This is a genomic window from Thalassovita aquimarina, assembly GCF_018219815.1.
Lineage (GTDB): Bacteria > Pseudomonadota > Alphaproteobacteria > Rhodobacterales > Rhodobacteraceae > Thalassobius > Thalassobius aquimarinus.
In genome coordinates this window covers 156194-175743 of sequence record NZ_JADMKU010000005.1, presented here as the reverse complement: position 1 = coordinate 175743, position 19550 = coordinate 156194, and the positions used below count along the sequence as shown (strand labels likewise).

The 19550-nt window shown below is 63.2% G+C and carries 24 protein-coding genes; 12 read left to right on the top strand and 12 right to left on the bottom strand.

Annotation, left to right across the window (positions count from 1 at the left end; genetic code table 11):
* The 5 genes from IT775_RS07950 to IT775_RS07930 all read left to right on the top strand — a co-directional run bounded on the left by IT775_RS07950 (position 1) and on the right by IT775_RS07930 (position 2973).
* Positions 1–438 (top strand): HPr kinase/phosphorylase, encoded by a 438-nt coding sequence (locus IT775_RS07950; protein ID WP_343231119.1) that lies wholly within the window; start codon positions 1–3, stop codon positions 436–438.
* A gap of 3 nt (positions 439–441) precedes the next feature.
* Positions 442–1386 carry an RNase adapter RapZ gene (gene rapZ / locus IT775_RS07945; protein WP_212700552.1) on the top strand — a complete coding sequence of 315 codons (945 nt, stop codon included), beginning with the start codon at positions 442–444 and terminating at the stop codon, positions 1384–1386.
* The gene (locus tag IT775_RS07940) at positions 1383–1778 is read left to right on the top strand and encodes a PTS sugar transporter subunit IIA (RefSeq protein WP_212700551.1); all 396 of its coding nucleotides are present in this window, start codon (positions 1383–1385) and stop codon (positions 1776–1778) included. Before rapZ ends, IT775_RS07940 begins: the two co-directional genes overlap by 4 nt.
* A gap of 2 nt (positions 1779–1780) precedes the next feature.
* Positions 1781–2059 carry an HPr family phosphocarrier protein gene (locus IT775_RS07935; RefSeq protein WP_212700550.1) on the top strand — a complete coding sequence of 93 codons (279 nt, stop codon included), beginning with the start codon at positions 1781–1783 and terminating at the stop codon, positions 2057–2059.
* An 83-nt stretch (positions 2060–2142) separates the two neighbouring features.
* Complete coding sequence (locus IT775_RS07930) at positions 2143–2973, top strand: lysophospholipid acyltransferase family protein (RefSeq protein ID WP_343231118.1); 831 nt, start codon at positions 2143–2145, stop codon at positions 2971–2973.
* A 70-nt stretch (positions 2974–3043) separates the two neighbouring features.
* On the opposite strand, the gene IT775_RS07925 is transcribed toward IT775_RS07930, so the two are convergent.
* Complete coding sequence (locus IT775_RS07925) at positions 3044–3919, bottom strand: 3-hydroxybutyryl-CoA dehydrogenase (RefSeq protein WP_212700548.1); 876 nt, start codon at positions 3917–3919, stop codon at positions 3044–3046.
* 157 nt (positions 3920–4076) lie between these two features.
* Here IT775_RS07925 and IT775_RS07920 point away from each other — a divergent pair, with 157 nt between their 5' ends.
* From IT775_RS07920 to IT775_RS07910, 3 genes are read left to right on the top strand one after another with little or no spacing between them, the layout of a single operon-like run.
* Entirely contained in the window at positions 4077–4874 is a 798-nt protein-coding gene (locus tag IT775_RS07920) for a DUF6473 family protein (protein ID WP_212700547.1), read from the top strand.
* Between the two features lie 59 nt (positions 4875–4933).
* Positions 4934–5662 carry an alpha/beta fold hydrolase gene (locus IT775_RS07915; RefSeq protein WP_212700546.1) on the top strand — a complete coding sequence of 243 codons (729 nt, stop codon included), beginning with the start codon at positions 4934–4936 and terminating at the stop codon, positions 5660–5662.
* Between the two features lie 3 nt (positions 5663–5665).
* Positions 5666–6796, top strand: coding sequence for an alpha-D-ribose 1-methylphosphonate 5-triphosphate diphosphatase (locus IT775_RS07910; protein ID WP_212700545.1), 1131 nt, complete (start codon positions 5666–5668; stop codon positions 6794–6796).
* 101 nt (positions 6797–6897) lie between these two features.
* On the opposite strand, the gene IT775_RS07905 is transcribed toward IT775_RS07910, so the two are convergent.
* From IT775_RS07905 to IT775_RS07895, 3 genes are read right to left on the bottom strand one after another with little or no spacing between them, the layout of a single operon-like run.
* Complete coding sequence (locus IT775_RS07905) at positions 6898–7965, bottom strand: 5-(carboxyamino)imidazole ribonucleotide synthase (RefSeq protein WP_212700544.1); 1068 nt, start codon at positions 7963–7965, stop codon at positions 6898–6900.
* Positions 7958–8446: a 5-(carboxyamino)imidazole ribonucleotide mutase gene (gene purE / locus IT775_RS07900; RefSeq protein ID WP_212700543.1), complete on the bottom strand. Its 489-nt coding sequence runs from the start codon at positions 8444–8446 to the stop codon at positions 7958–7960. The genes IT775_RS07905 and purE overlap by 8 nt, the downstream gene beginning before the upstream one ends.
* A 56-nt stretch (positions 8447–8502) precedes the next feature.
* Positions 8503–8727, bottom strand: coding sequence for a YdcH family protein (locus tag IT775_RS07895; protein ID WP_212700542.1), 225 nt, complete (start codon positions 8725–8727; stop codon positions 8503–8505).
* 160 nt (positions 8728–8887) lie between these two features.
* Between IT775_RS07895 and IT775_RS07890 the strand changes: the two genes are divergently transcribed.
* The 3 genes from IT775_RS07890 to IT775_RS07880 all read left to right on the top strand — a co-directional run bounded on the left by IT775_RS07890 (position 8888) and on the right by IT775_RS07880 (position 10152).
* Entirely contained in the window at positions 8888–9301 is a 414-nt protein-coding gene (locus IT775_RS07890) for an Hsp20 family protein (RefSeq protein WP_212700541.1), read from the top strand.
* A 4-nt stretch (positions 9302–9305) separates the two neighbouring features.
* Positions 9306–9533 carry a DUF1150 family protein gene (locus IT775_RS07885; protein ID WP_212700540.1) on the top strand — a complete coding sequence of 76 codons (228 nt, stop codon included), beginning with the start codon at positions 9306–9308 and terminating at the stop codon, positions 9531–9533.
* Positions 9534–9666: 133 nt separating this feature from the next.
* Positions 9667–10152, top strand: a complete 486-nt coding sequence (locus IT775_RS07880) for a cytochrome b (protein ID WP_212700539.1) — start codon at positions 9667–9669, stop codon at positions 10150–10152.
* Positions 10153–10230: 78 nt separating this feature from the next.
* On the opposite strand, the gene IT775_RS07875 is transcribed toward IT775_RS07880, so the two are convergent.
* From IT775_RS07875 to trxB, 3 genes are all read right to left on the bottom strand, one after another.
* The gene (locus tag IT775_RS07875) at positions 10231–11949 is read right to left on the bottom strand and encodes a bifunctional sulfate adenylyltransferase/adenylylsulfate kinase (RefSeq protein WP_212700538.1); all 1719 of its coding nucleotides are present in this window, start codon (positions 11947–11949) and stop codon (positions 10231–10233) included.
* 329 nt (positions 11950–12278) lie between these two features.
* Complete coding sequence (locus IT775_RS07870; RefSeq protein ID WP_212700537.1) at positions 12279–13607, bottom strand: cytochrome P450; 1329 nt, start codon at positions 13605–13607, stop codon at positions 12279–12281.
* Between the two features lie 62 nt (positions 13608–13669).
* Positions 13670–14611 (bottom strand): thioredoxin-disulfide reductase, encoded by a 942-nt coding sequence (gene trxB / locus IT775_RS07865; protein ID WP_212700536.1) that lies wholly within the window; start codon positions 14609–14611, stop codon positions 13670–13672.
* Positions 14612–14803: 192 nt separating this feature from the next.
* Between trxB and IT775_RS07860 the strand changes: the two genes are divergently transcribed.
* Positions 14804–15304, top strand: coding sequence for an Lrp/AsnC family transcriptional regulator (locus IT775_RS07860; RefSeq protein WP_212700535.1), 501 nt, complete (start codon positions 14804–14806; stop codon positions 15302–15304).
* A 36-nt stretch (positions 15305–15340) separates the two neighbouring features.
* On the opposite strand, the gene IT775_RS07855 is transcribed toward IT775_RS07860, so the two are convergent.
* The 5 genes from IT775_RS07855 to lgt form a co-directional block, all read right to left on the bottom strand.
* Positions 15341–16105, bottom strand: coding sequence for a Hint domain-containing protein (locus IT775_RS07855; protein WP_212700534.1), 765 nt, complete (start codon positions 16103–16105; stop codon positions 15341–15343).
* 329 nt (positions 16106–16434) lie between these two features.
* Entirely contained in the window at positions 16435–16605 is a 171-nt protein-coding gene (locus IT775_RS07850) for a hypothetical protein (protein ID WP_212700533.1), read from the bottom strand.
* 211 nt (positions 16606–16816) lie between these two features.
* Positions 16817–17572: a peptidoglycan editing factor PgeF gene (gene pgeF / locus IT775_RS07845; protein ID WP_212700532.1), complete on the bottom strand. Its 756-nt coding sequence runs from the start codon at positions 17570–17572 to the stop codon at positions 16817–16819.
* Positions 17569–18627: a class I SAM-dependent methyltransferase gene (locus IT775_RS07840; protein ID WP_212700531.1), complete on the bottom strand. Its 1059-nt coding sequence runs from the start codon at positions 18625–18627 to the stop codon at positions 17569–17571. Before IT775_RS07840 ends, pgeF begins: the two co-directional genes overlap by 4 nt.
* On the bottom strand, positions 18624–19511 hold the full coding sequence (gene lgt, locus IT775_RS07835; RefSeq protein WP_212700530.1) for a prolipoprotein diacylglyceryl transferase: 888 nt from the start codon (positions 19509–19511) through the stop codon (positions 18624–18626). The genes IT775_RS07840 and lgt overlap by 4 nt, the downstream gene beginning before the upstream one ends.
* Positions 19512–19550 lie beyond the last annotated feature (39 nt).

Sequence of the window (19550 nt, the reverse complement as noted above, 5' to 3'; positions counted from 1 at the left end):
GTGGGCCGCCCGGCGGACAAAGATTGCCTGATCCTGCATGCCAGTACCGTCGCGCTTGACGGCCGTGCGGTGGTGATCACCGGCCGCGCGGGGGCGGGAAAATCCGCGCTGGCGCTGCAGTTGATGGCCTTGGGCGCCGGGTTGGTTTCCGATGACCGCACATGCATCTGGAAAGAGGGCGAAACCCTGTGGGCCGATGCGCCCGGCACCATTCGCGGCCAGATCGAGGCCCGTTTCGTCGGTATCCTGAACGCCGTAGCCGTGGGCCCGGCCCGTGCCCGTCTCTGGGTTGATCTGGGCCGGGAAGAAACCTTGCGTCTGCCGGAGAAAAAGACCGTTACGGTTCTGGGCCTTTCCCGGCCTTTGCTGCACAATGTGCAGATGCAGCATTTTCCGGCTGCGATTCTGCACTATCTCAAGTCGGGCAGGCGGGACTGAGCCATGAGCGAAGCCGAAACAAACAGCGTGGCGCGACAGCGCATCGTTCTCGTCACCGGGCCGTCCGGTGCCGGGCGCACCACGTCGATCCGCACGATGGAGGATCTGGGCTTCGAGGCGATCGACAACCTGCCGCTGAGCCTGCTGCCGCGCCTGCTGGAAGACCCGCCGCTGGGGCGCGACCTGGTGCTGGGTCTGGACGTGCGCAACCGCGATTTTTCCGTCAACGCGCTGATCGAAACGCTCGACAGCCTGCGCGACGCGCCGGGGGTGGAAACCGAGCTTCTGTATCTCGATTGCCGCTATGACGTTTTGCTGCGGCGGTTTTCCGAAACCCGGCGGCGGCACCCGTTGGCCCCGGCGGAAGGCCCCGAACAGGGCGTGCGGCGGGAACTGGACCTGCTGGTGCCGATCCGGGCGCGGGCGGATATCCTGATCGACAGTTCCGATCTGACCCCGCACGAATTGCGCGCCGAGGTCGAACGGCTGATCAGTCCCGAAAGCGGCGCCCGGTTGGCGGTGTCGGTGAATTCCTTTTCCTACAAGCGCGGTTTGCCGCGCGGCATGGACATGGTGCTGGATTGCCGTTTCCTGCGAAATCCCTACTGGGAACAATCGCTGCGCGCCCTCGACGGGCGCAACGCCGAGATCGCCGATTATGTCGCGCAGGATCCGCGTTTTGCGCCGTTCTTCGACAAGATGCTCGACTTGGCCAGGATGCTGCTGCCGGCCTATATGGACGAGGGCAAGGCGCATTTCGCCATCGGGTTCGGTTGTACCGGCGGCCAACACAGGTCGGTTGCAATTGCAGAAAAGATGTCTCAGGCCCTTGCGGAGGACGGCTGGCAGGTGTCAACTAGACATCGCGAACTTGAGCGGAGGCAGGCAAGCGCCGCCGCAACACCATCGCAAGAGACAGCGGACGAAAGCGAGGGAAGGCAAGCGTGATCGGCATCGTCATTGTCGCGCATGGGGGATTGGCGCAGGAATACCTGGCCGCGATCGAACATGTCGTCGGCCCCCAGTCCGGTATTCGCGCCATTTCCATCGACGCCGATCATGACCGGGCCCAGAAACAGCGCGAAATCTGCGAAGCCGCCGACGCGGTCGACAATGGCCATGGCGTCGTGGTTGTGACCGACATGTTCGGCGGGTCGCCGTCGAACCTGTCGCTGATGGCCTGCCAGCCCGAAAATCGCCGGATTCTCTATGGCGCCAATCTTCCGATGTTGATCAAGCTGGCAAAATCCCGCCATCTTGGTGTAGCAGATGCTGTCCGTGCTGCGATGGAAGCCGGGCGCAAATATATTGACAGCCAGATTGTAACAAAAGTTCAGTAAGCATGCCCGAAACAACATTGCGCAAGTTCGAGATCATCAACGAAAAAGGACTGCATGCCCGCGCTTCCGCCAAGCTGGTGGAAGTGGTCGAAGGGTTCGATGCCACGGCCGAGATCTGCCGTGACGGCATGTCGGCTTCGGGCGACAGCATCATGGGGCTTTTGATGTTGGCAGCTTCCAAGGGAACCACTATTGAAGTCCAGACCTCCGGCCCGGATGCCGAAGCGCTTTCCGATGCGATCGAGGCGTTGGTTGCTGACCGGTTCGGCGAAGAGATGTGAGCGCGGGATTGCGTGGTATGGATGGTACGGGGCGCGTATTGGACAGGGCACATAAAGAGCAGACGGCACAGCCTCAGCACGGCGTGAGCTTCACGACCTATGACCGGCGCAGCCTGACCTATGCCAACACGTTCGACAACACTGCCAAGGCCCTGACGATCCGGTCGATCGAGTGGCTGACCGGCAAGATTTCGATCCTGCGCATGATCCGTGAATTCGAACGCCGTGGCGCGCCGCAGGGGCTGGAATTCTGGGGCGCGTGCCTCGACGTGATGGGGATCGACCTGCAGACGCCGCAGGAACAGATCGAACGGATCCCGGCCGAGGGGCCGGTAGTAGTGGTTGCGAACCACCCGCACGGATTGGTGGACGGAATGGTCCTGGCCGAACTGATCGGGCGGCGGCGCAGCGATTTCCGCATCCTGACCCGGGAATTGCTGACCGGTCTGGACGAAAGCGCCTCGTCCTACCTGATTCCGGTGCCTTTTCCGCATGAAGAAGATGCGCAGCGCAAGAGCGTGGAAATGCGCGCCGCAGCGATGGCGCACCTGAAGGACGGCGGCGTGGTCAGTGTTTTCCCTTCGGGCGTGGTGGCGTCGTCCAAGACCATGTTCGGCCCTGTCGAGGAAGCGGACTGGAACGTGTTCACCGCACAGATGATCCGCCGGTCGGGCGCGAAAGTGGTGCCGATCCATTACCCCGGCGAAAATTCGCGCTGGTACCAGATGGCGAACCAAATCTCGGCGACGCTGCGGCAGGGGCTGCTGCTGCATGAAATCGTGCATAGCTGCAACCGGCCGATGAAGCCGATCGTCGGTGAGCCGCTGGGCGATGACCATATGGAACGGCTGTCATCGGATCCGCGCGGTTTCATCGCCTGGCTGCGCGAACACACGCTTGGCCTGAGCGACTGAGCGCGGCGCGGGCCGTCATCCTGACAGAGAGCAGAAAGCGACCCGCAGCGGCGCGTTCGCCGCGAATGGTTCAGCGCGTCGGCACCGGGGTTTCGCCACGGTAATCGTAGAATCCGCGCCCCGACTTGCGGCCCAGCCAGCCGGCTTCGACATATTTCACCAGCAGCGGGCAGGGCCGGTACTTGGTATCGGCCAACCCGTCATGCAGCACGTTCATGATTGCCAAGCACGTGTCCAGCCCGATGAAATCGGCCAGTTCCAGCGGCCCCATCGGGTGGTTGGCGCCCAGTTTCATTGATTCGTCGATCGACTTCACGTTGCCGACCCCTTCGTAGAGCGTGTATACCGCTTCGTTGATCATCGGCACGAGAATCCGGTTGACGATGAAGGCGGGGAAATCTTCGGCGCTGGCGGCGGTTTTGCCCAGCCGTTCGACCACGCCGAGGCAGGCCTTGTAGGTTGCCTCGTCCGTGGCGATGCCGCGGATCAGTTCGACCAGTTGCATCAGCGGCACCGGGTTCATGAAATGGAAGCCCATGAACCGTTCCGGCCGGTCGGTTCGGCTGGCCAGCCGGGTGATCGAGATCGACGAGGTGTTCGAGGTCAGGATCGTGTGCGGCAGCAAGTGCGGCCCCAGTTCGTCGAAGATCGCCTGTTTCACGGTTTCGCGTTCGGTGGCGGCTTCGATCACCAGGTCGCTTTTCCCAAGGTCGGTCAGGGTCAGCGTGGTGCTGATCCGCGCCATCGCGGCATCCTTGTTGGCCTGGCTGATCTTGTCGCGGCTGACCTGGCGGTCGAGGTTGCGCGAAATCAGCGCGACGGCGGCATCGAGCGCTTCCTGGCTGATATCGTTCAGCAGCACGTCATACCCGGCCAGCGCCATCACATGCGCGATCCCGTTGCCCATCTGCCCGGCCCCGATCACGCCGATTTTGCGAATTTCCATGATCCTGTCCCTCATCCGTTCCGATCCCCAGATAGGCATGTGTGAGCCGCGGCTGCAAGACCGCCCGTGACACATTCAAATCCAGCGCATTTTAAGATTAGCCCTTTTTCAACGACTCGGGATCAAGCTGACGCGGGTTATGAAACTGGTGGGCGCTATGATCTATGCGAAGCGAGAGGTCGAGGACCTGGATTACCTGCCGTGCCAATACGGCCGGTCGAAACTGCAATTCCGCGGGCCGCTGCGACCGTTGCCGCGCGACTATGTCTGTTTCATCGGCGGCAGCGAAACCTTCGGAAAGTTCGTCGCCCGGCCCTACCCGGCACTGGTCGAGGACATGACCGGCTTGCCCTGCCTGAACCTCGGCAGCGCCAGTGCGGGGATCGACAGCTTCATCCAGGACGCGACGGTGATTTCGATGGCGCGCAATGCAAGGCTGGTGGTGTTGCAACTGATGGGACCGCAATACCTGTCGAACCGGTTCTACGCGGTGCATCCGCGCCGCAACGACCGGTTCATCAAGGCCAATGCGCCGCTGCGGCAGCTGTATCCGTCGGTGGACTTCACCGAATTCACCTTTGTCGGGCATCTGCTGAACCGGTTGCAGCACGTATCGCGGCGCAAGTTCCGCGAGGTGCGGGCGGAGTTGCAGGCGACATGGCTGGACCGGATGGCGCTGGCGCTGCAGCTTTTCGCGCGGCCGGTGCTGTTGCTGTGGTTGGAGGAAGGGCAGCAGGCGCCCAGGATTCTGAACCGGTCGATGCTGTCGCGGCTGCAAGGCGGCAAGGTCGAATTGGTGCGCATCGAAACGGATTCCTGGGTGTCGAAACAGGGAAACAAGGGCATGATCTTCGGCGCGGCACAGGCGCGCGCGGCCACGGTCAGCCCCAGTTCGGCCTATCACCGGCTGGTCGCGCAGCAGCTGACGCCCTTCGTGCTGAACGGGCTGGACTAGCGGGCGCGTTTTCGCACCGCGGCCTTTCAGACGGGGTATGAAACCCCTATGTCGGGCCCATGCGTATCTTGATTCTCATTCTGACGTTGCTTGTTCCGGCACAGGCCGGGGCGCAATGCGTCGTGCTGCTGCACGGGTTGGCGCGGACCGAAAGTTCGTTCCTGCTGATGGAACAGGTGTTGCTCCGAAAAGGCTTCGAAGTCGTGCGTCCCGGTTATCCCTCGACCGAAGAAACCATTTCCAACCTGGCGCAGGAGGTTCTGCCCCGCGCGGCGGCGCAATGCGAGGACCGGCCGATCCATTTCGTGACCCATTCGATGGGCGGTATCCTGCTGCGTTACTGGTTGATCGGTCACGGCACCGCCGATATCGGCCGGGTGGTGATGCTGGCGCCGCCAAACGGCGGATCCGAGGTGGTGGACGCCTTTGGCGAACTCGATGCGTTCGGCTGGTTCAATGGCCCGGCGGGGCGGCAATTGGGCACCGGCGAAGACGGGCTGCCGGCACATCTGCCTAAGGTGGATTTCGAACTGGGGGTGATCGCGGGCAACCAGTCGCTCAACCCGGTCTTTTCGGCGCTGATCGAGGGCGAAGACGACGGCAAGGTATCCGTTGCCTCGACCCGGGTCGCGGGCATGGCCGATCATATCGTGCTGCCGGTGACGCATACCTTCATGATGAACGATCCAATGGTGATTGCGCAGGCGATCGAATTTATCGAAAAAGGGGCATTCGATCGCGACCTGACCTGGCCCGAGGCGCTGATGAAACTGTCCGAGGAGGAATAAGTGGTGCTGGAGCTGAGCCTTTGCGGCGCCGAGTTGTTGTTGCGCGACGGGCTGATGCGCGCCGATCTGGGCATTTCAGGCGGCCGGCTGACCGGGACGGGGATGGGGCGGCGCATCGACCTGAGCGGGTTCCGGGTGCTGCCCGGTATCGTCGATCTGCATGGCGACGGGTTCGAAAGGCACCTGGCGCCGCGCCGGGGTGCGATGAAGGACCTGTCGGCGGGATTGGCCTCGGCCGAGGCGGAGCTGGCGGCCAACGGCATCACCACCGCCTACCTGGCACAGTTCTGGAGCTGGGAGGGCGGCATGCGCGGGCGCGACTTCGCGCTGCGCTTCCTGCGCGCGCTGCGCGATTACCGCGGCACCGGCACCGATCTGCGTGCGCAGTTGCGGTTCGAACTGTTCATGCTGGACGACTACGGGGATTTCGAAGCGACGGTTGCGGAATACGGCGTTGCCTACGTGGTGTTCAACGATCACCTGCCGCATGACGCGCTGAACCGGGGCAAGCGGCCGCCGCGGCTGACCGGACAGGCGCTGAAGGGCGGGCGCAGCCCCGAGGCGCATCTGGCGATGATGAAGGAATTGCACCGGCACATGACGGGCGTCGCCCCGGCGGTCGCAGGGTTGGCGCAGCGGCTGGGGGAACGGGGCGTTGCACTGGGCAGCCATGACGACGACACCGCCGATCTGCGCCGGGGCTGGCACAAGCGCGGCGTGACGATCGCGGAATTCCCCGAAACGCAGGCGGCGGCGGCTGAAGCGTGCGGATTGGGGGACGCGGTGGTGCTGGGCGCGCCCAACGTGGTGCGCGGCGGGTCGCATTCGGGCAATGCCAGCGCGGCGGATCTGGTGCGCGACGGGCTGTGCGACGCCTTGGCGTCGGATTATCACTATCCCGCGCCGCGCCAGGCGGCGCTGATCCTGTCGCAAGAGGTCGGTCTGGAAAAGGCCTGGGCGCTGGTGTCGGAGGGCCCGGCGCGGGTGCTGGGGCTGACCGATCGCGGCGTTCTGGAAGCCGACAAGCGGGCGGACCTTGTGGTGCTGGATGGCGAGGGCCGCATCGGCGCGACCATCGCCGGGGGCCGGGTGACCTATCTGAGCGGCGCGGTGGCAGAGCGTTTCTTGGGCTGAGTGGGCGTTCCCCGATCCGCAGAAATCCCGGCCCGGAACTCGCCCGTCAGGCCGCCGGTCAGCGCCATCCCACGGACGGACGCTGGCCCGGCTTGCCCAAATCAGGCCATGATCCGGTTCACGTGACCCATCTTGCGGCCCGGCTTGACCTCGGCCTTGCCATAAAGGTGCAGCGCGGCGTTGGTTTCCTTGGCGATATGCGGGACCCGCTCCATGTCGTCGCCGATCAGGTTTTCCATCTGCACGTCGGAATGCCGCTTGCCGTCGCCCAACGGCCAGCCCGCCACGGCGCGGATATGCTGTTCGAACTGGTCGACGGAGCATCCGTTTTGCGTCCAGTGGCCGGAATTGTGCACCCGGGGGGCGATTTCGTTGACGATCAGGCCCTCGGGCGTGACGAAGAGTTCCACCCCCATCGTGCCAATATAGTTCAGCGTGTTGAGGATCTTCGCGGTCAGCAGCACCGCGTCGGTGCGCTGCGCATTGGTCAGGTTCGCCGGCACGGTGGTGGTGCGCAGGATGCCGTCGCGATGGACGTTTTCGCCCGGATCGAAACAGGCGACTTCGCCGTCGGCTCCGCGGGTGCCGATGACCGATACCTCATGGCTGAAATCGATGAAACCTTCGAGGATCGCCGGCGCGCCGGCCATGTCGGCGAGCGCAGTTTCCGCATCCTCTGTGGTCATGATCCGCGCCTGGCCCTTGCCGTCATAGCCGAAGCGGCGGGTTTTCAGGATCGCGGGCGTGCCGATTTCGGCGATGGCTTCGGCCAGGTCCACTTCGTCGTCCACGGCGGCAAAGGGCGCGGTCTTGAGCCCGTGTTCACTGAGGAAGGCCTTTTCGAGCAGCCGGTCCTGCGACACCGCCAACGTCCGGCGGTTGGGCCGGATCGGGCGCATCTTCTCGAGGAGGTCCAGGGCCGAGGTGGGGATGTTTTCGAATTCGTAGGTGATCACGTCCACCGCTTCGGCGAAGGCGGTGAGCGCCGCTTCGTCTTCGTAGGACGCGGTGGTCACCATATGGGCCACATCGCCTGCGGGCGGGTTGGCGCTTGGCTCGTAGATATGGGCCTTCAGCCCGAGGCGGGAGGCCGCGACGGAGAGCATCCGGCCAAGCTGGCCGCCGCCCAGAATGCCGATCACGGCACCGGTTTGCAAAGGATCAGTCATCGGAGGGCTCATCTGGAATGGAGGCGGACAGGGCTTCGCGCCAGTCATCGAGGCGCTGTGCGATACCGGCGTCGGTATTGGCAAGGATCGCGGCGGCCATCAGCCCCGCGTTCTTGGCCCCCGCGCCGCCGATCGCCATGGTGGCGACCGGAAAACCGCGCGGCATCTGCAGGATCGAATACAGGCTGTCGACGCCCGACAGCGCCTTGGTCTGTACCGGCACGCCGATTACCGGCACCCGGGTTTTGCTGGCCATCATGCCGGGCAGGTGCGCGGCGCCGCCGGCGCCGGCGATGATCACCTGCAGGCCGCGATCGACGGCGGTCTTGCCATAGTCCCACAGCCGGTCCGGTGTGCGGTGGGCCGAAACGATCTTGGCCTCGTAAGGGATGTTCAATTCGTCGAGAATGTCGGCGGCTTCCTTCATGGTCGGCCAGTCCGACTGGCTGCCCATGATGATGCCCACTTTGACCTGTGCCATGTATCGCCCCTGTATCGCCCTGCCAATGGAGCGCGCACTATAGCCAAGGCAGCGGGTTACGCAATGATATCCGGTGTCAGCCGGTCCTCGATCCGCGCGATCAGGTCCTTGAGCTGCAGCTTCTTCTTCTTCAGCCGCTGCAGCGTCAGCTGGTCGGCGGTGCCGCGTTCGGTCAGGGCGGTAATCGCTTCGTCAAGGTCGCGGTGTTCGCGGCGGAACACCTCCAATTCGACGCGCAGGACCTCGTCCGTTTTCATCGAAAGGTCTGAAGAAGCGTTCATAGCCGTGATTCCGTTGATTGTGCACCTTGTTAAGATACTGAAAAGCCGCGCTTTCGCAAAGGTCTTGCACAGCGATGGACGGATGCCCATATTTCATGAGCAGGTCGCCGAAACGGGGCCTGCACGGTTTGGACTGTCGCTTGATCATAAGGACGTGTCGATGACAAAGCTTACCCTGGGGTCACACCCCTACCTTCTGGGGTTCGATCAGCTGGAACGTTTGCTGGAACGCAACGCGAAATCCGGTAACGAAGGTTATCCCCCATTCAATATCGAACAGACGTCGCAGAATTCCTACCGGATCACGCTGGCCGTGGCCGGGTTCGCCGAAGGCGACCTGTCGATCACCGTCGAAGATCAGCAACTGGTCATCCGGGGCCGTCAGAAGGACGATTCAGAAGGCCGCGTGTTCCTGCATCGCGGAATCGCGGCGCGCCAGTTCCAGCGCTCCTTCGTGATGGCCGACGGGGTCGAAGTGGGCGAGGCGGTGATGGAAAACGGCCTGCTGCACGTCGATCTGACGCGGCACCAGCCGGAAACGGTGGTGCAGACCATCAACATCAGGAAAGGGTAACGCGATGGATGTAAAATTCGATTTCGGACAAGATGACGACAATCAAATCGTCTACGTGCGCCCCGTGAAAGTTGCCGACCTGCCGGAGGATTTGCAGGTGCAGCTGGGCCGCACCGAAACGGTCTATGCGGTTTGCAGCGAGGAAGGCGAACAGCTGGCCCTGGTGGGCGACCGCAAGCTGGCCTTCCTGCTGGCGCGGCAACACGATTTCGCGCCGGTGGCGGTGCACTGAGGCCCGCGCCCATGTGCTGCGGCCCCAGATGAAATATCTGGCGGACGCGGCGACGGAACTTCGCGTTGCTCACGTATCATTGGAGCGAGGCAACTGGCCTCGGTTTGTTTCAGCCAATGGACGGAGAGCGAGAATGGCGCAGCCGGAAAAATACAGCAAGTTTCAGATCGGATTGCATTGGGGCATCGCGGCGCTGATGGTGGTCAGCTATTTCAGCGCCGACGCGATGGGTGATGTCTGGCGGTCGCTGATGCGGACCGGCAGCGCCGAACCCACAACCGTGGCGCGGGTGCATGTTCTTGTCGGGATCGCGATCCTGGCGCTGGTCGTTCTGCGGCTGATCGTGCGGCTGGTGAAGGGCGCCCCCCCGGAGATCGAGACCGGCCGGCCGTTGCAGGACAAGGCGGCCAAGCTGATTCACGTCGGGCTGTACCTTGGCATGCTGGCGATCCCGTCGGCGGGACTGGCGGCCTGGTTCGGCGGCGTGAAAGCGGCTGCCGAGGCGCATGAGGTGTTGTTCAATATCGGCATGTTCATGGTCATCCTGCACGTCGCGGCGGCGCTGCTGCACCAGTTCGTGTTGAAGGACAATATGATGGCACGGATGCGGATGAAGTAAGCCCGAGGCGTTCAGCCGATGGACCAAAGAAAAAGGCGCGCCACCTGGCGCGCCTTTCATCATTCGTATGGGGGGCTATCAGGCCCAGTTGCCGGAAATCAGCCCCATCGATTCAAGCTTCAGCAGGACCTGGTGGGCGCAGTTGTCGACATCGACATTTTCGGTCTCGACGCTCAGTTCGGGGTTCTCGGGCACGTCATAGGGATCGGAAATGCCGGTGAATTCCTTGATCTTGCCTTCGCGCGCGAGCTTGTAGAGCCCCTTGCGGTCGCGGCGTTCGCATTCCTCGATCGAGGTGGCGACGTGGACTTCTACGAAGGCGCCGAACTGTTCGACGTCTTCGCGCACCGCCCGGCGGGTGGTGGCGTAGGGCGCGATCGGGGCGCAGATGGCGATGCCGCCATTCTTGGTGATTTCCGATGCAACATAGCCGATGCGGCGGATGTTCAGATCGCGGTGTTCCTTCGAGAATCCCAGTTCCGAGCTGAGGTTTTTACGCACGATATCACCATCCAGAAGGGTGACCGGACGGCCGCCCATTTCCATCAGCTTGACCATCAGCGCGTTCGCGATGGTCGATTTGCCGGAACCCGAGAAACCGGTGAAGAAGACCGTGAAGCCCTGTTTCGAACGCGGCGGCTTGGTGCGGCGCAGTTCGGCCACCACTTCGGGGAAGGAGAACCATTCCGGAATTTCCAGCCCTTCGGCCAGGCGGCGGCGCAGTTCGGTGCCGGAAATGTTCAGGATGGTGACGTCATCCTTGTCGGCGATTTCGTCGTTGGGTTCGTACTGGGCGCGTTCCTGGACATAGACCATGTGTTTGAAATCGACCATTTCGATGCCGATTTCATCCTGGTGTTCGCGGAAAAGGTCCTGCGCGTCGTAGGGGCCGTAGAAATCTTCGCCGGCGCTGTTCTTGCCCGGGCCGGCATGGTCGCGGCCAACGATGAAATGGGTGCAGCCGTGGTTGGCGCGGATCAGCCCGTGCCAGACCGCTTCGCGCGGGCCGGCCATGCGCATGGCCAGGTTCAGAAGGCTCATCGCGGTGGTGGCGGCGGGGTATTTATCCAGCACCGCCTCGTAGCAGCGCACCCGGGTGAAGTGATCGACATCGCCCGGTTTCGTCATGCCGACGACCGGATGGATCAGCAGGTTGGCCTGTGCTTCGCGGGCGGCGCGGAAGGTCAGTTCCTGGTGTGCCCGGTGCAGCGGGTTGCGGGTCTGGAACGCGACGATCTTGCGCCAGCCCATTTTGCGGAAATAGGCGCGCAGTTCGTTCGGCGTGTCGCGGCGGGCCTTGAAATCGTAGTGGACCGGCTGCTGGATGCCGGTGACCGGACCGCCAAGGTAGATCTTGCCGGCGGAGTGGTGCAGGTAGTTGACGGCGGGATGCGCGATATCATCGGCGCCGAAGACCTTTTCGGCCTCGTGCGACTTGTTGGGTTCCCAGCGGTCGGTGACCGTCATGGTGGCGAGGATCACGCCTTCCTGGTCGCGCAGGGCGATGTCCTGGCCGATCTCGAGCTTCGCGGCGAAGTCTTCCGACACGTCCAGATTGATCGGCATCGGCCAGAGCGACCCGTCGGCAAGGCGCATGTTGTCAACGACGCCGTTGTAATCCTCTTCGCTCAGGAAACCCTTCAGCGGATTGAAGCCGCCGTTCATTAGCAGTTCCAGATCGCAGATCTGGCGCGGGGTCAGGTCCCAGCTGGTCAGGTCGGCGGCTTCGACCTTCAGTTTCTGGGCGCTGTCATAGGAAACGTAGAGCTCGGGAATAGGGGCGAGGTTGGGCAACATCGAATCAATGCCTTTTCACTATCTGCTCGTGCAGGGCGGTTACGGATTTCGCGGGCATCTAGTCGACGGAGCCTGTTAAATGCAAGAGAAAGCGCCGCGCAGCCCGGATATAAGAGTGATGTCGCTGCAACGCGGCGACAGGAAAAACGAGCTTCGGGCCATATCGGTGCGGATGGAACGTTGTTCGCCTGCGGGCGTGCGAACGAACCGCGACAAGACATGACATCGCCGGGGGCGGCGGGGGCCCGGCGATGGGGGCGGATCACACCACGTCGAGACGGATTTTCTGCGCCGCGATAAGGATGGCGTCCGCCCGGGACAGGGCGGACCTAGCGCCGTTGCAGGACCACCGGCAATCCGCCTTTCGGTTGCGGTATCGGGAGAGGTTTCCAAGCGACCGGCCCCGGTTTCGCCGGCAGCACCTTGTAGCGGCCCAGCAGCGCGCGCAGGAAGACCTTGACCTGCATGGTCGAGAAATGCAGCCCGATGCATTTATGCGCACCGCCGCCGAACGGCGCCCAGGCGAAACGATGCGACCGGTCCTCGGCCCGGTTGGGGGAAAACCGTTCGGGGTCGAAGGTTTCGGGATCGGTGTAATATTCGGGCGACATCATGATCGGCCCGACCAGCGCAGTGACCGAAGTGCCCGCCGGGATCTTCACCCCGTTCCATTCGAAATCGCGCATCGCCCGGCGCGGGATCAGCGGCACCGGTGGCATCATCCGCAGCGCTTCCTTGAACACCATGTCGGTCAGCGGCATCCGGTCCAGCATGTCCTGTTCGAACGGGCCGGGCCCCAGGTCGGCGATTTCCCGCGCCAACCGGTCCTGCCATTCGACATGTTCGCTCAGCGCCCAGACCATCGCGGTCAGGGCGCTGGCAGTGGTGTCATGCGCGGCCATCATCAGGAAGTTGAAGTGGTCGACGATTTCGCTGTCGGTCCAGCTTTTGCCGTCCTCGTCCGTGGCGCGGCACATCTGGGAAAAGAAATCCTGGCCATCGCCGTCGCGCCGTTCCTCGATCAACGCGGAAAACTGCTCGATCAGGTGGGCGCGCGCATCCAGCCCGCGGCGGTACTTCGTATAGGGCAGGGGTTTGCGCAGGAGCGCGACCGACGCGGCGATTTCGTCTATGAAGCCCCGGTTCAGCGCATCGGTGGCGGGCGCGTCCACCGGTAGGCCCATGAACACGTTCGCCCCCATCCGAAGGGTCAGGTTCTTGATCGCGGGATAGAATTCGAATTGCTGCCCGACCGGCCATTGCGCCACCATGTCGTCCAGCGCCGGGGCCATCATCGCCAGGTAGCTGTCCATCGCGGATTTGCGGAATGCGGCCTGCATGATGCGGCGATGGGCGCGGTGGTCGTCGAAATCCCGCAACATCAGCCCGCGCGGGAAAAGTTCGGTCAGCACGGTCCAGCCGTGTTCGCTTGAAAACAGGTGATCGGGGTCCATCAGGATGTATTCGACCCCGTCGGCGCTGGCCAGCGACACGCGCCATTCGTTCAGGAACTTGATCCTGTAGACCTTCCCCAACGCGGCGGAGGAACGGCGGTAAAGCGCATTCGGGTCCTTCAGGACTTCGAGCGTGTTGCCGAAGATGGGAAGCTGGGGGGCTGCCGGAATATGGGCCAGCGCGGCTGCGGAAGGTGGCTGCATGGCGAAAATCCTTTTCGCCATGCTAACACGATTCTGGTCTGGTCGCTAAAAATGGCGGCCGGTCATTCCTGTTCGGCCAGCCAGCGTTCGGCATCCAGCGCGGCCATGCAGCCCATGCCGGCGCTGGTGACGGCCTGACGGTACTTGTGGTCGGTCAGGTCGCCAGCGGCGAAGATGCCGGGGATCGAGGTTTCGGTGCTGCCCGGGTTGACCTTCACATAGCCGCCATTGTGCAGTTCCAGCACGTCCTTGACCAGTTCGTTCGCGGGGGCGTGGCCGATGGCGACGAAGACGCCCTTGCAGGGGATCTCGGTGATCTCGCCGGTCTTGACGTTCTTGGCGCGCACGGCGGTGACGCCCTTGGGATTATCCTCGCCGACCACTTCTTCCAGCGTGTGGAACCACAGCGGTTCGATCTTTTCGTTCTTCATCAGCCGGTCGACCAGAATCTTTTCGGCGCGCAGTTCGTCGCGGCGGTGGATCAGCGTGACCTTGGAGGCGAAATTGGTCAGGAACAGCGCTTCTTCGACGGCGGTGTTGCCGCCGCCGATCACCACGATTTCCTGGCCGCGATAGAAGAACCCGTCACAGGTCGCGCAGGCCGACACGCCGAAACCCTTGTAGGCCTCTTCGCTGTCCAGCCCCAGCCACTTGGCGCGCGCCCCGGTGGCAAGGATCACCGCGTCGGCGGTGTAGATGGTGCCGCTGTCGCCCTTGGCGGTGAACGGACGCTTGGAGGTGTCCAGTTCGGTGATGATGTCGCCGACGATGTCACAGCCCATGGCCGCGGCGTGTTCCTGCATCTTGACCATCAGGTCGGGGCCCTGAACTTCGGTGAAGCCGGGATAGTTTTCGACTTCGGTCGTGGTGGTCAGCTGTCCACCCGGTTCGATCCCCTGCACCAGGATGGGTGACAGCATCGCGCGCGCGGCATACACCCCCGCAGTATAGCCGGCGGGACCGGACCCGATAATCAGAACCTTGGTGTGACGTGTATCGGCCATGTCGGGACCCTTTTTCGAAATTCCAGAAGCTTCAACGCATATAGACCCCGCCGGGCGTTGGGAAAAGGCCTAGATGGCGAAAACGGAAAATGCGTAAAATCTTGAAGATTCGGCAATGATATTGCGCATACACGAAATAAAGTTGCGCGCGGAACGGAGCAGGTATATGACTTCGCTCAAAGGAGAATTCGGATGCCTACGACGCGGCTTGACCCCATTGACCGGAAAATTCTGGCTGAACTTCAGGCCGATGGCCGAATGACGAATGTCGAACTGGCGAAGCGGGTGGGGATTTCCGCGCCGCCCTGCCTGCGCCGGGTGCGGACGCTTGAAGAAGCCGGCTATATCAAGGGGTACCACGCCGAGGTCGACGCCCGCGAACTGGGTTTCGAGGTTCAGGTCTATGCCATGGTCGGGCTGCAGAGCCAGGCCGAGTCCGACCTCAGCGCGTTCGAGGAGCTGTGCCGCGGCTGGCCGCTGGTCCGCGAATGCAACATGCTCAACGGCGAGGTCGATTTCATCCTGAAATGCGTGGCCCCTGACCTGAGTACCTTCCAGAGCTTCCTGACCGGCGAATTGCTGACCGCGCCCAACGTGGCTTCGGTCAAGACCAGCCTTGTCATCCGCAGCGCCAAGGATGAACCCGGCGTGCCCTTCGATGTTTTGGAAGAGCGGCTGAACCGGTCGGCCTGACCGGTTCGCGCCACTGTCCGTCCCCTGATCGCGCGATCAGATCGCGACGTCTTCCAGCAGGTTCACCTGTCGCGACGCGTCCCGGTGCAGCGCGGGGCCGAATTCGTTCAGGGCCTCGACATGCGGGAACAGCGACAGGAACAGCTTCAGCATCTGTGGCCCCATCGTTTCGCCGAGGCCGAAGCGCGGATGATAGCTGGCGATCGGCAGGCCGTTGGCGCGGATCGTCGCCTGTTGCGGCAGGCATAGGTGGAACACCTGCACCGGCGAGGGCGGCGAGGTCTGGACCACGCTGTCGCCGTCGGCGAAATGTCGGATCGGAACGAAACCTTCGATATGCCCCCGGCGCGGCATCCGGGCGGCCGGACCCAGAACCAGGTCCGATCCCGGGCGGCCCAAGCCGAACGTGCCAGCCATGATCCGGGTCAGTTGCGCCTGTTCGGGCCGGTCGGTCGGGGTGTTTGGGATGATGTTCATCATGCCCCGCCACAGCATCGGAAGCGGGCCGTATTCCTTGGTCTCGATCCGCATGCCGGGAACAATATCCTCAATCGCGCAGGGGCCGTCGGCGGTCTGAATCAGGGTGCCGCGGGCGAAGGCGGAAAAGGCGGCTTCGAACGGGGCAGTGGCCGGGGCGATGGCCGAACGGGCCGCAACGGAACCGTCTTGATCCAGATACTGCACCTCGTAGCGCCGCATCAGTGCGGTCTTGACCGGGTCGGCAGAGATAACCGCCTGATCGCGGTCCTGGGAATACGGGGTCGAAGCCCGGTAACGGGACGGGGGCAAAATGCTGTTCACTCTCACGCACCTTCGCTGCGTCGCATCCGCGCCGGCCCCCACCGACGACGACAGAGGGACTGTTTCAGTTCCAACTGTTGATGTCGGGATAATGACCCCTGTTTCCGACGATTGTCAAAAAGGGGACGACATTGGATACTGCGGGTGCAGCAATCCCCCGGATGGCCGTTGCTTTGTTTCCCGGCGGTGAACGCGTTTGCCATAATTCGATTCGATCGCTGGGTTGAAACAGAAAGAACCGCCACGCGGGTGGCGGTTCCTTAACTGGCACTCACTTCGCTACTGGTTAAAAGGATACTCGGCGTGAGCGGGCCAAGGATAAGATGGTGTCAGGCACTGCGGCGCTGCGGTTCGGTTTTGGCGCCCTTCTTGCGCGCCCAGGGCAGTGCGGGCAGGTCGCTCTTGGATGTTGCGATGGCTGATTTCATCCAGCGTTTTTGTTTTTTCATTTTATCAATTCCTACTCGTTGCACCGGAAGCGTGTTGCTTGTTTCAAACATGATCTTTCATTGCGGCCATGATTGGGCAGAGGCGGCGGCAAATGCGGCAATTTGGTGAAATCCCGCCGTTTTGGCGTTATTGTTCACGAAAAATCTCAAGTCATTGAAAGTGCTTGTATAAAATAGTTTTTGGCCGTGCCTCTGATCCCAGAATGCGGCGTCGTCGGGCCCGGTTTCATCCGACCCGTGATTGCGGCGAAAACCAGTCGCGTTAAAGGAGAATGGAGGAAATCAGTCGTCCGTAATCCGCTTCGCCCTCATGGGTGGCGCGGCGGTAGGAAAAGAACCGGGCCGGGTCGGAATAGGTGCAATGGCGGATCCATTCGGCATCGCCGATTCCGGCCTGGCGCAGCCGATGCAGCCCGAAGGCGGGCAGGTCGAACAGGTAGCGGTCGCCGTTGCCATTGGCGAAGAAGCGGGAATTCGTCGGGTCTTCGACAAGGAAATCGTCCAGGAATTCTGGCCCGACCTCATAGGCGCGCTGGCTGATCGTCGGACCGATCGCGGCGACGGTGTCGGCACGGTTGGCACCCAACGCCTCCATCGCGTCGAGCGTCGCCTCAAGGATGCCATCAAGCGCGCCGCGCCAACCGGCATGGGCGGCTCCGATGACGCCGGCCTTGCGGTCGGCGAACAGCACCGGCTGGCAATCGGCGGTCAGCACCGACAGGGCAAGGCCTGGGGTGGCGGTGACGATGGCGTCTGCTTCGGGCCGGGTGGTCAACGGGCCGTCGACCTGCGCGACCTTGGCGGAATGGACCTGATGCACCGTGACCAGATGGGAAAGCGGAACTTCCATCGCCCGTGCCACCCGGGTGCGGTTGATTTCGACGATTTCGGACTGATCCGACGACCCCTGGCCGCAGTTCAGCCCGGCGAAAACGCCCGAGGACGCGCCGCCCCTGCGGGTGAAGAAACCATGCCTGGTCTGGGCCAGCAGGTCGGAGGTCAGAATTTCCAGGGTCATGTGTCAAATCCGGGCGGGGCTATCTGGGTTGTCGGGTAGAATCCAAGCACCTTGAAGAGCGTCCCCATTTCCTGCGGGTGCGTCAAGCGCCGATGTGCGGCGATCAGGTTTTCCAGCGCATCGCCCTGCAAGCGTGCCGCCAGGGCCTGCGCCCGCGCGGTGATGCCCAGCCGTTCCAGGAACACCCCCTGCGCGGTCAGTTTGGTATGGGCCGAAGGGGTGGCAATGGCCAGAGCTTCGAAATCCACATGGGCGGTCAGGTCGGACGCGCCCGGCGCGTCCAGCGGTCCCACTTTTTCATGCGCCTGCACCGCCTGCAGCGTGTCCCCCAGCGAGCGCCAGTCGCCGTAATCGAAGATCAGTGCCGCGCCGCCGTGGGATTCGATCCGGCGTCCGATTTCTGCTGCCAGCCCGGGCGCTGCCGGGCAGAGTTCCACCAGATCGCCGTCCTTGGTGTCTTCCAGCCGGTAGTGCAGCACCTCGACCGGCGCCACGCCGCCAAGCGCGAAACCCAGCTTTCCGTTCTCGGCCATCACCCGTCTTTCGCGCCAGCCCGCGCCGTCGCGGACGAATTGCCGGATCGGCAGCGCGTCGAAGAATTCGTTGGCGACGAAGAACAGCGGCAATTCGGGCAGGTCGGCAATGCTGTCGAGCCACGTGGCGTCGCGGCCGATGGTTTCGCGCTGCTTGTCGCGCAGCACCGGCGAGGCTTCGATCAGGTGCAGTTGCATCGCGTCGTGAAATCCCGGAACGGCGCGGGTCGCGCGTAGGATGTCGGCCATCAGCGTCCCACGGCCCGGTCCGGCCTCGGCCAGCACGAAAGGCGCCGGTTGGCCCTGATCGATCCAGGCCTGCGCCAGCGCCAGCCCGACTAGTTCGCCGAACATCTGGCTGATTTCCGGCGCCGTGGTGAAATCGCCCGCCGCGCCGAGCGGATCGCGCGTTGTGTAGTAACCAAGCGTCGGATGCAGCAGGCAATCGGCCATGTAATCGGCCACCGTCATCGGGCCGCTGGCTTCCATGCGCGCCAGAAGGTGATCGCGCATGCCGGTCATGCGGCGCGCCGTCTCGCATAGGCGACGATGACCAGCCCGAGGATCAGCATCGGCAGCGACAGCAATTGCCCCATCGTGACCCCTGCCGGCCCCAGTTGCAGCACGTACCCCATCGGGTTGTCGACGCTGATGAATTGATCGTCGGCCTGACGGAAGAATTCCACGATGAACCGGGCAAGTCCGTATCCCGCGATGAACAGGCCCATGATCTGGCCCGGCACTTTCAACCCGCCGCGGCGGAATGCCAGCCACAGCAGCAACGTGCCCAGCACTATCCCTTCCAGCGCCGCCTCGTAAAGCTGCGAGGGATGGCGGGCGCAGATGCCGACGACGCCGTCGCAAGTCTGCGCCGAGGCGCCGGGGAAGGCCACGCCCCAGGGCAGGTCGGTCGGGCGGCCCCACAGTTCGGCATTGATGAAATTGGCGATCCGGCCCAGCATCAGCCCGGCCGGCGCCGCCAGCGCGAGGCTGTCGCCCAGCGACAGGCGCGGCACCTTGTAGCGCGCGGCGAAGATCAGCGCCACGATGACCACGCCGAGGAAGCCGCCGTGGAAGGACATGCCGCCCTGCCAGACCATCAGGATTTCCTGCGGGTGGCGCAGGTAATAGACCGGTTTGTAGAACATCACGTAGCCCAGCCGCCCGCCGAGGATCACGCCCACGATGATCCAGCTGAGCAATTCCTCGATCTGTTCGGGCGTCATCGGCGATGTGTCGCCGGGCCAGAGCCGGGGGCGCTTCACCGCGGCCACGATCAGCCGCCAGCCGATCAGGATGCCGGCGATGTAGGCCAGCGCGTACCAGCGCAGCGCGAATTCCACGCCAAACAGCGTGATGGTGAAAATCTCGGGCGAGATGTCGGGGAAGGGGATCATGGCCTGCATGTGCGACTGTGTGCCTTTGCCTGAACCGGGAAGTCAACC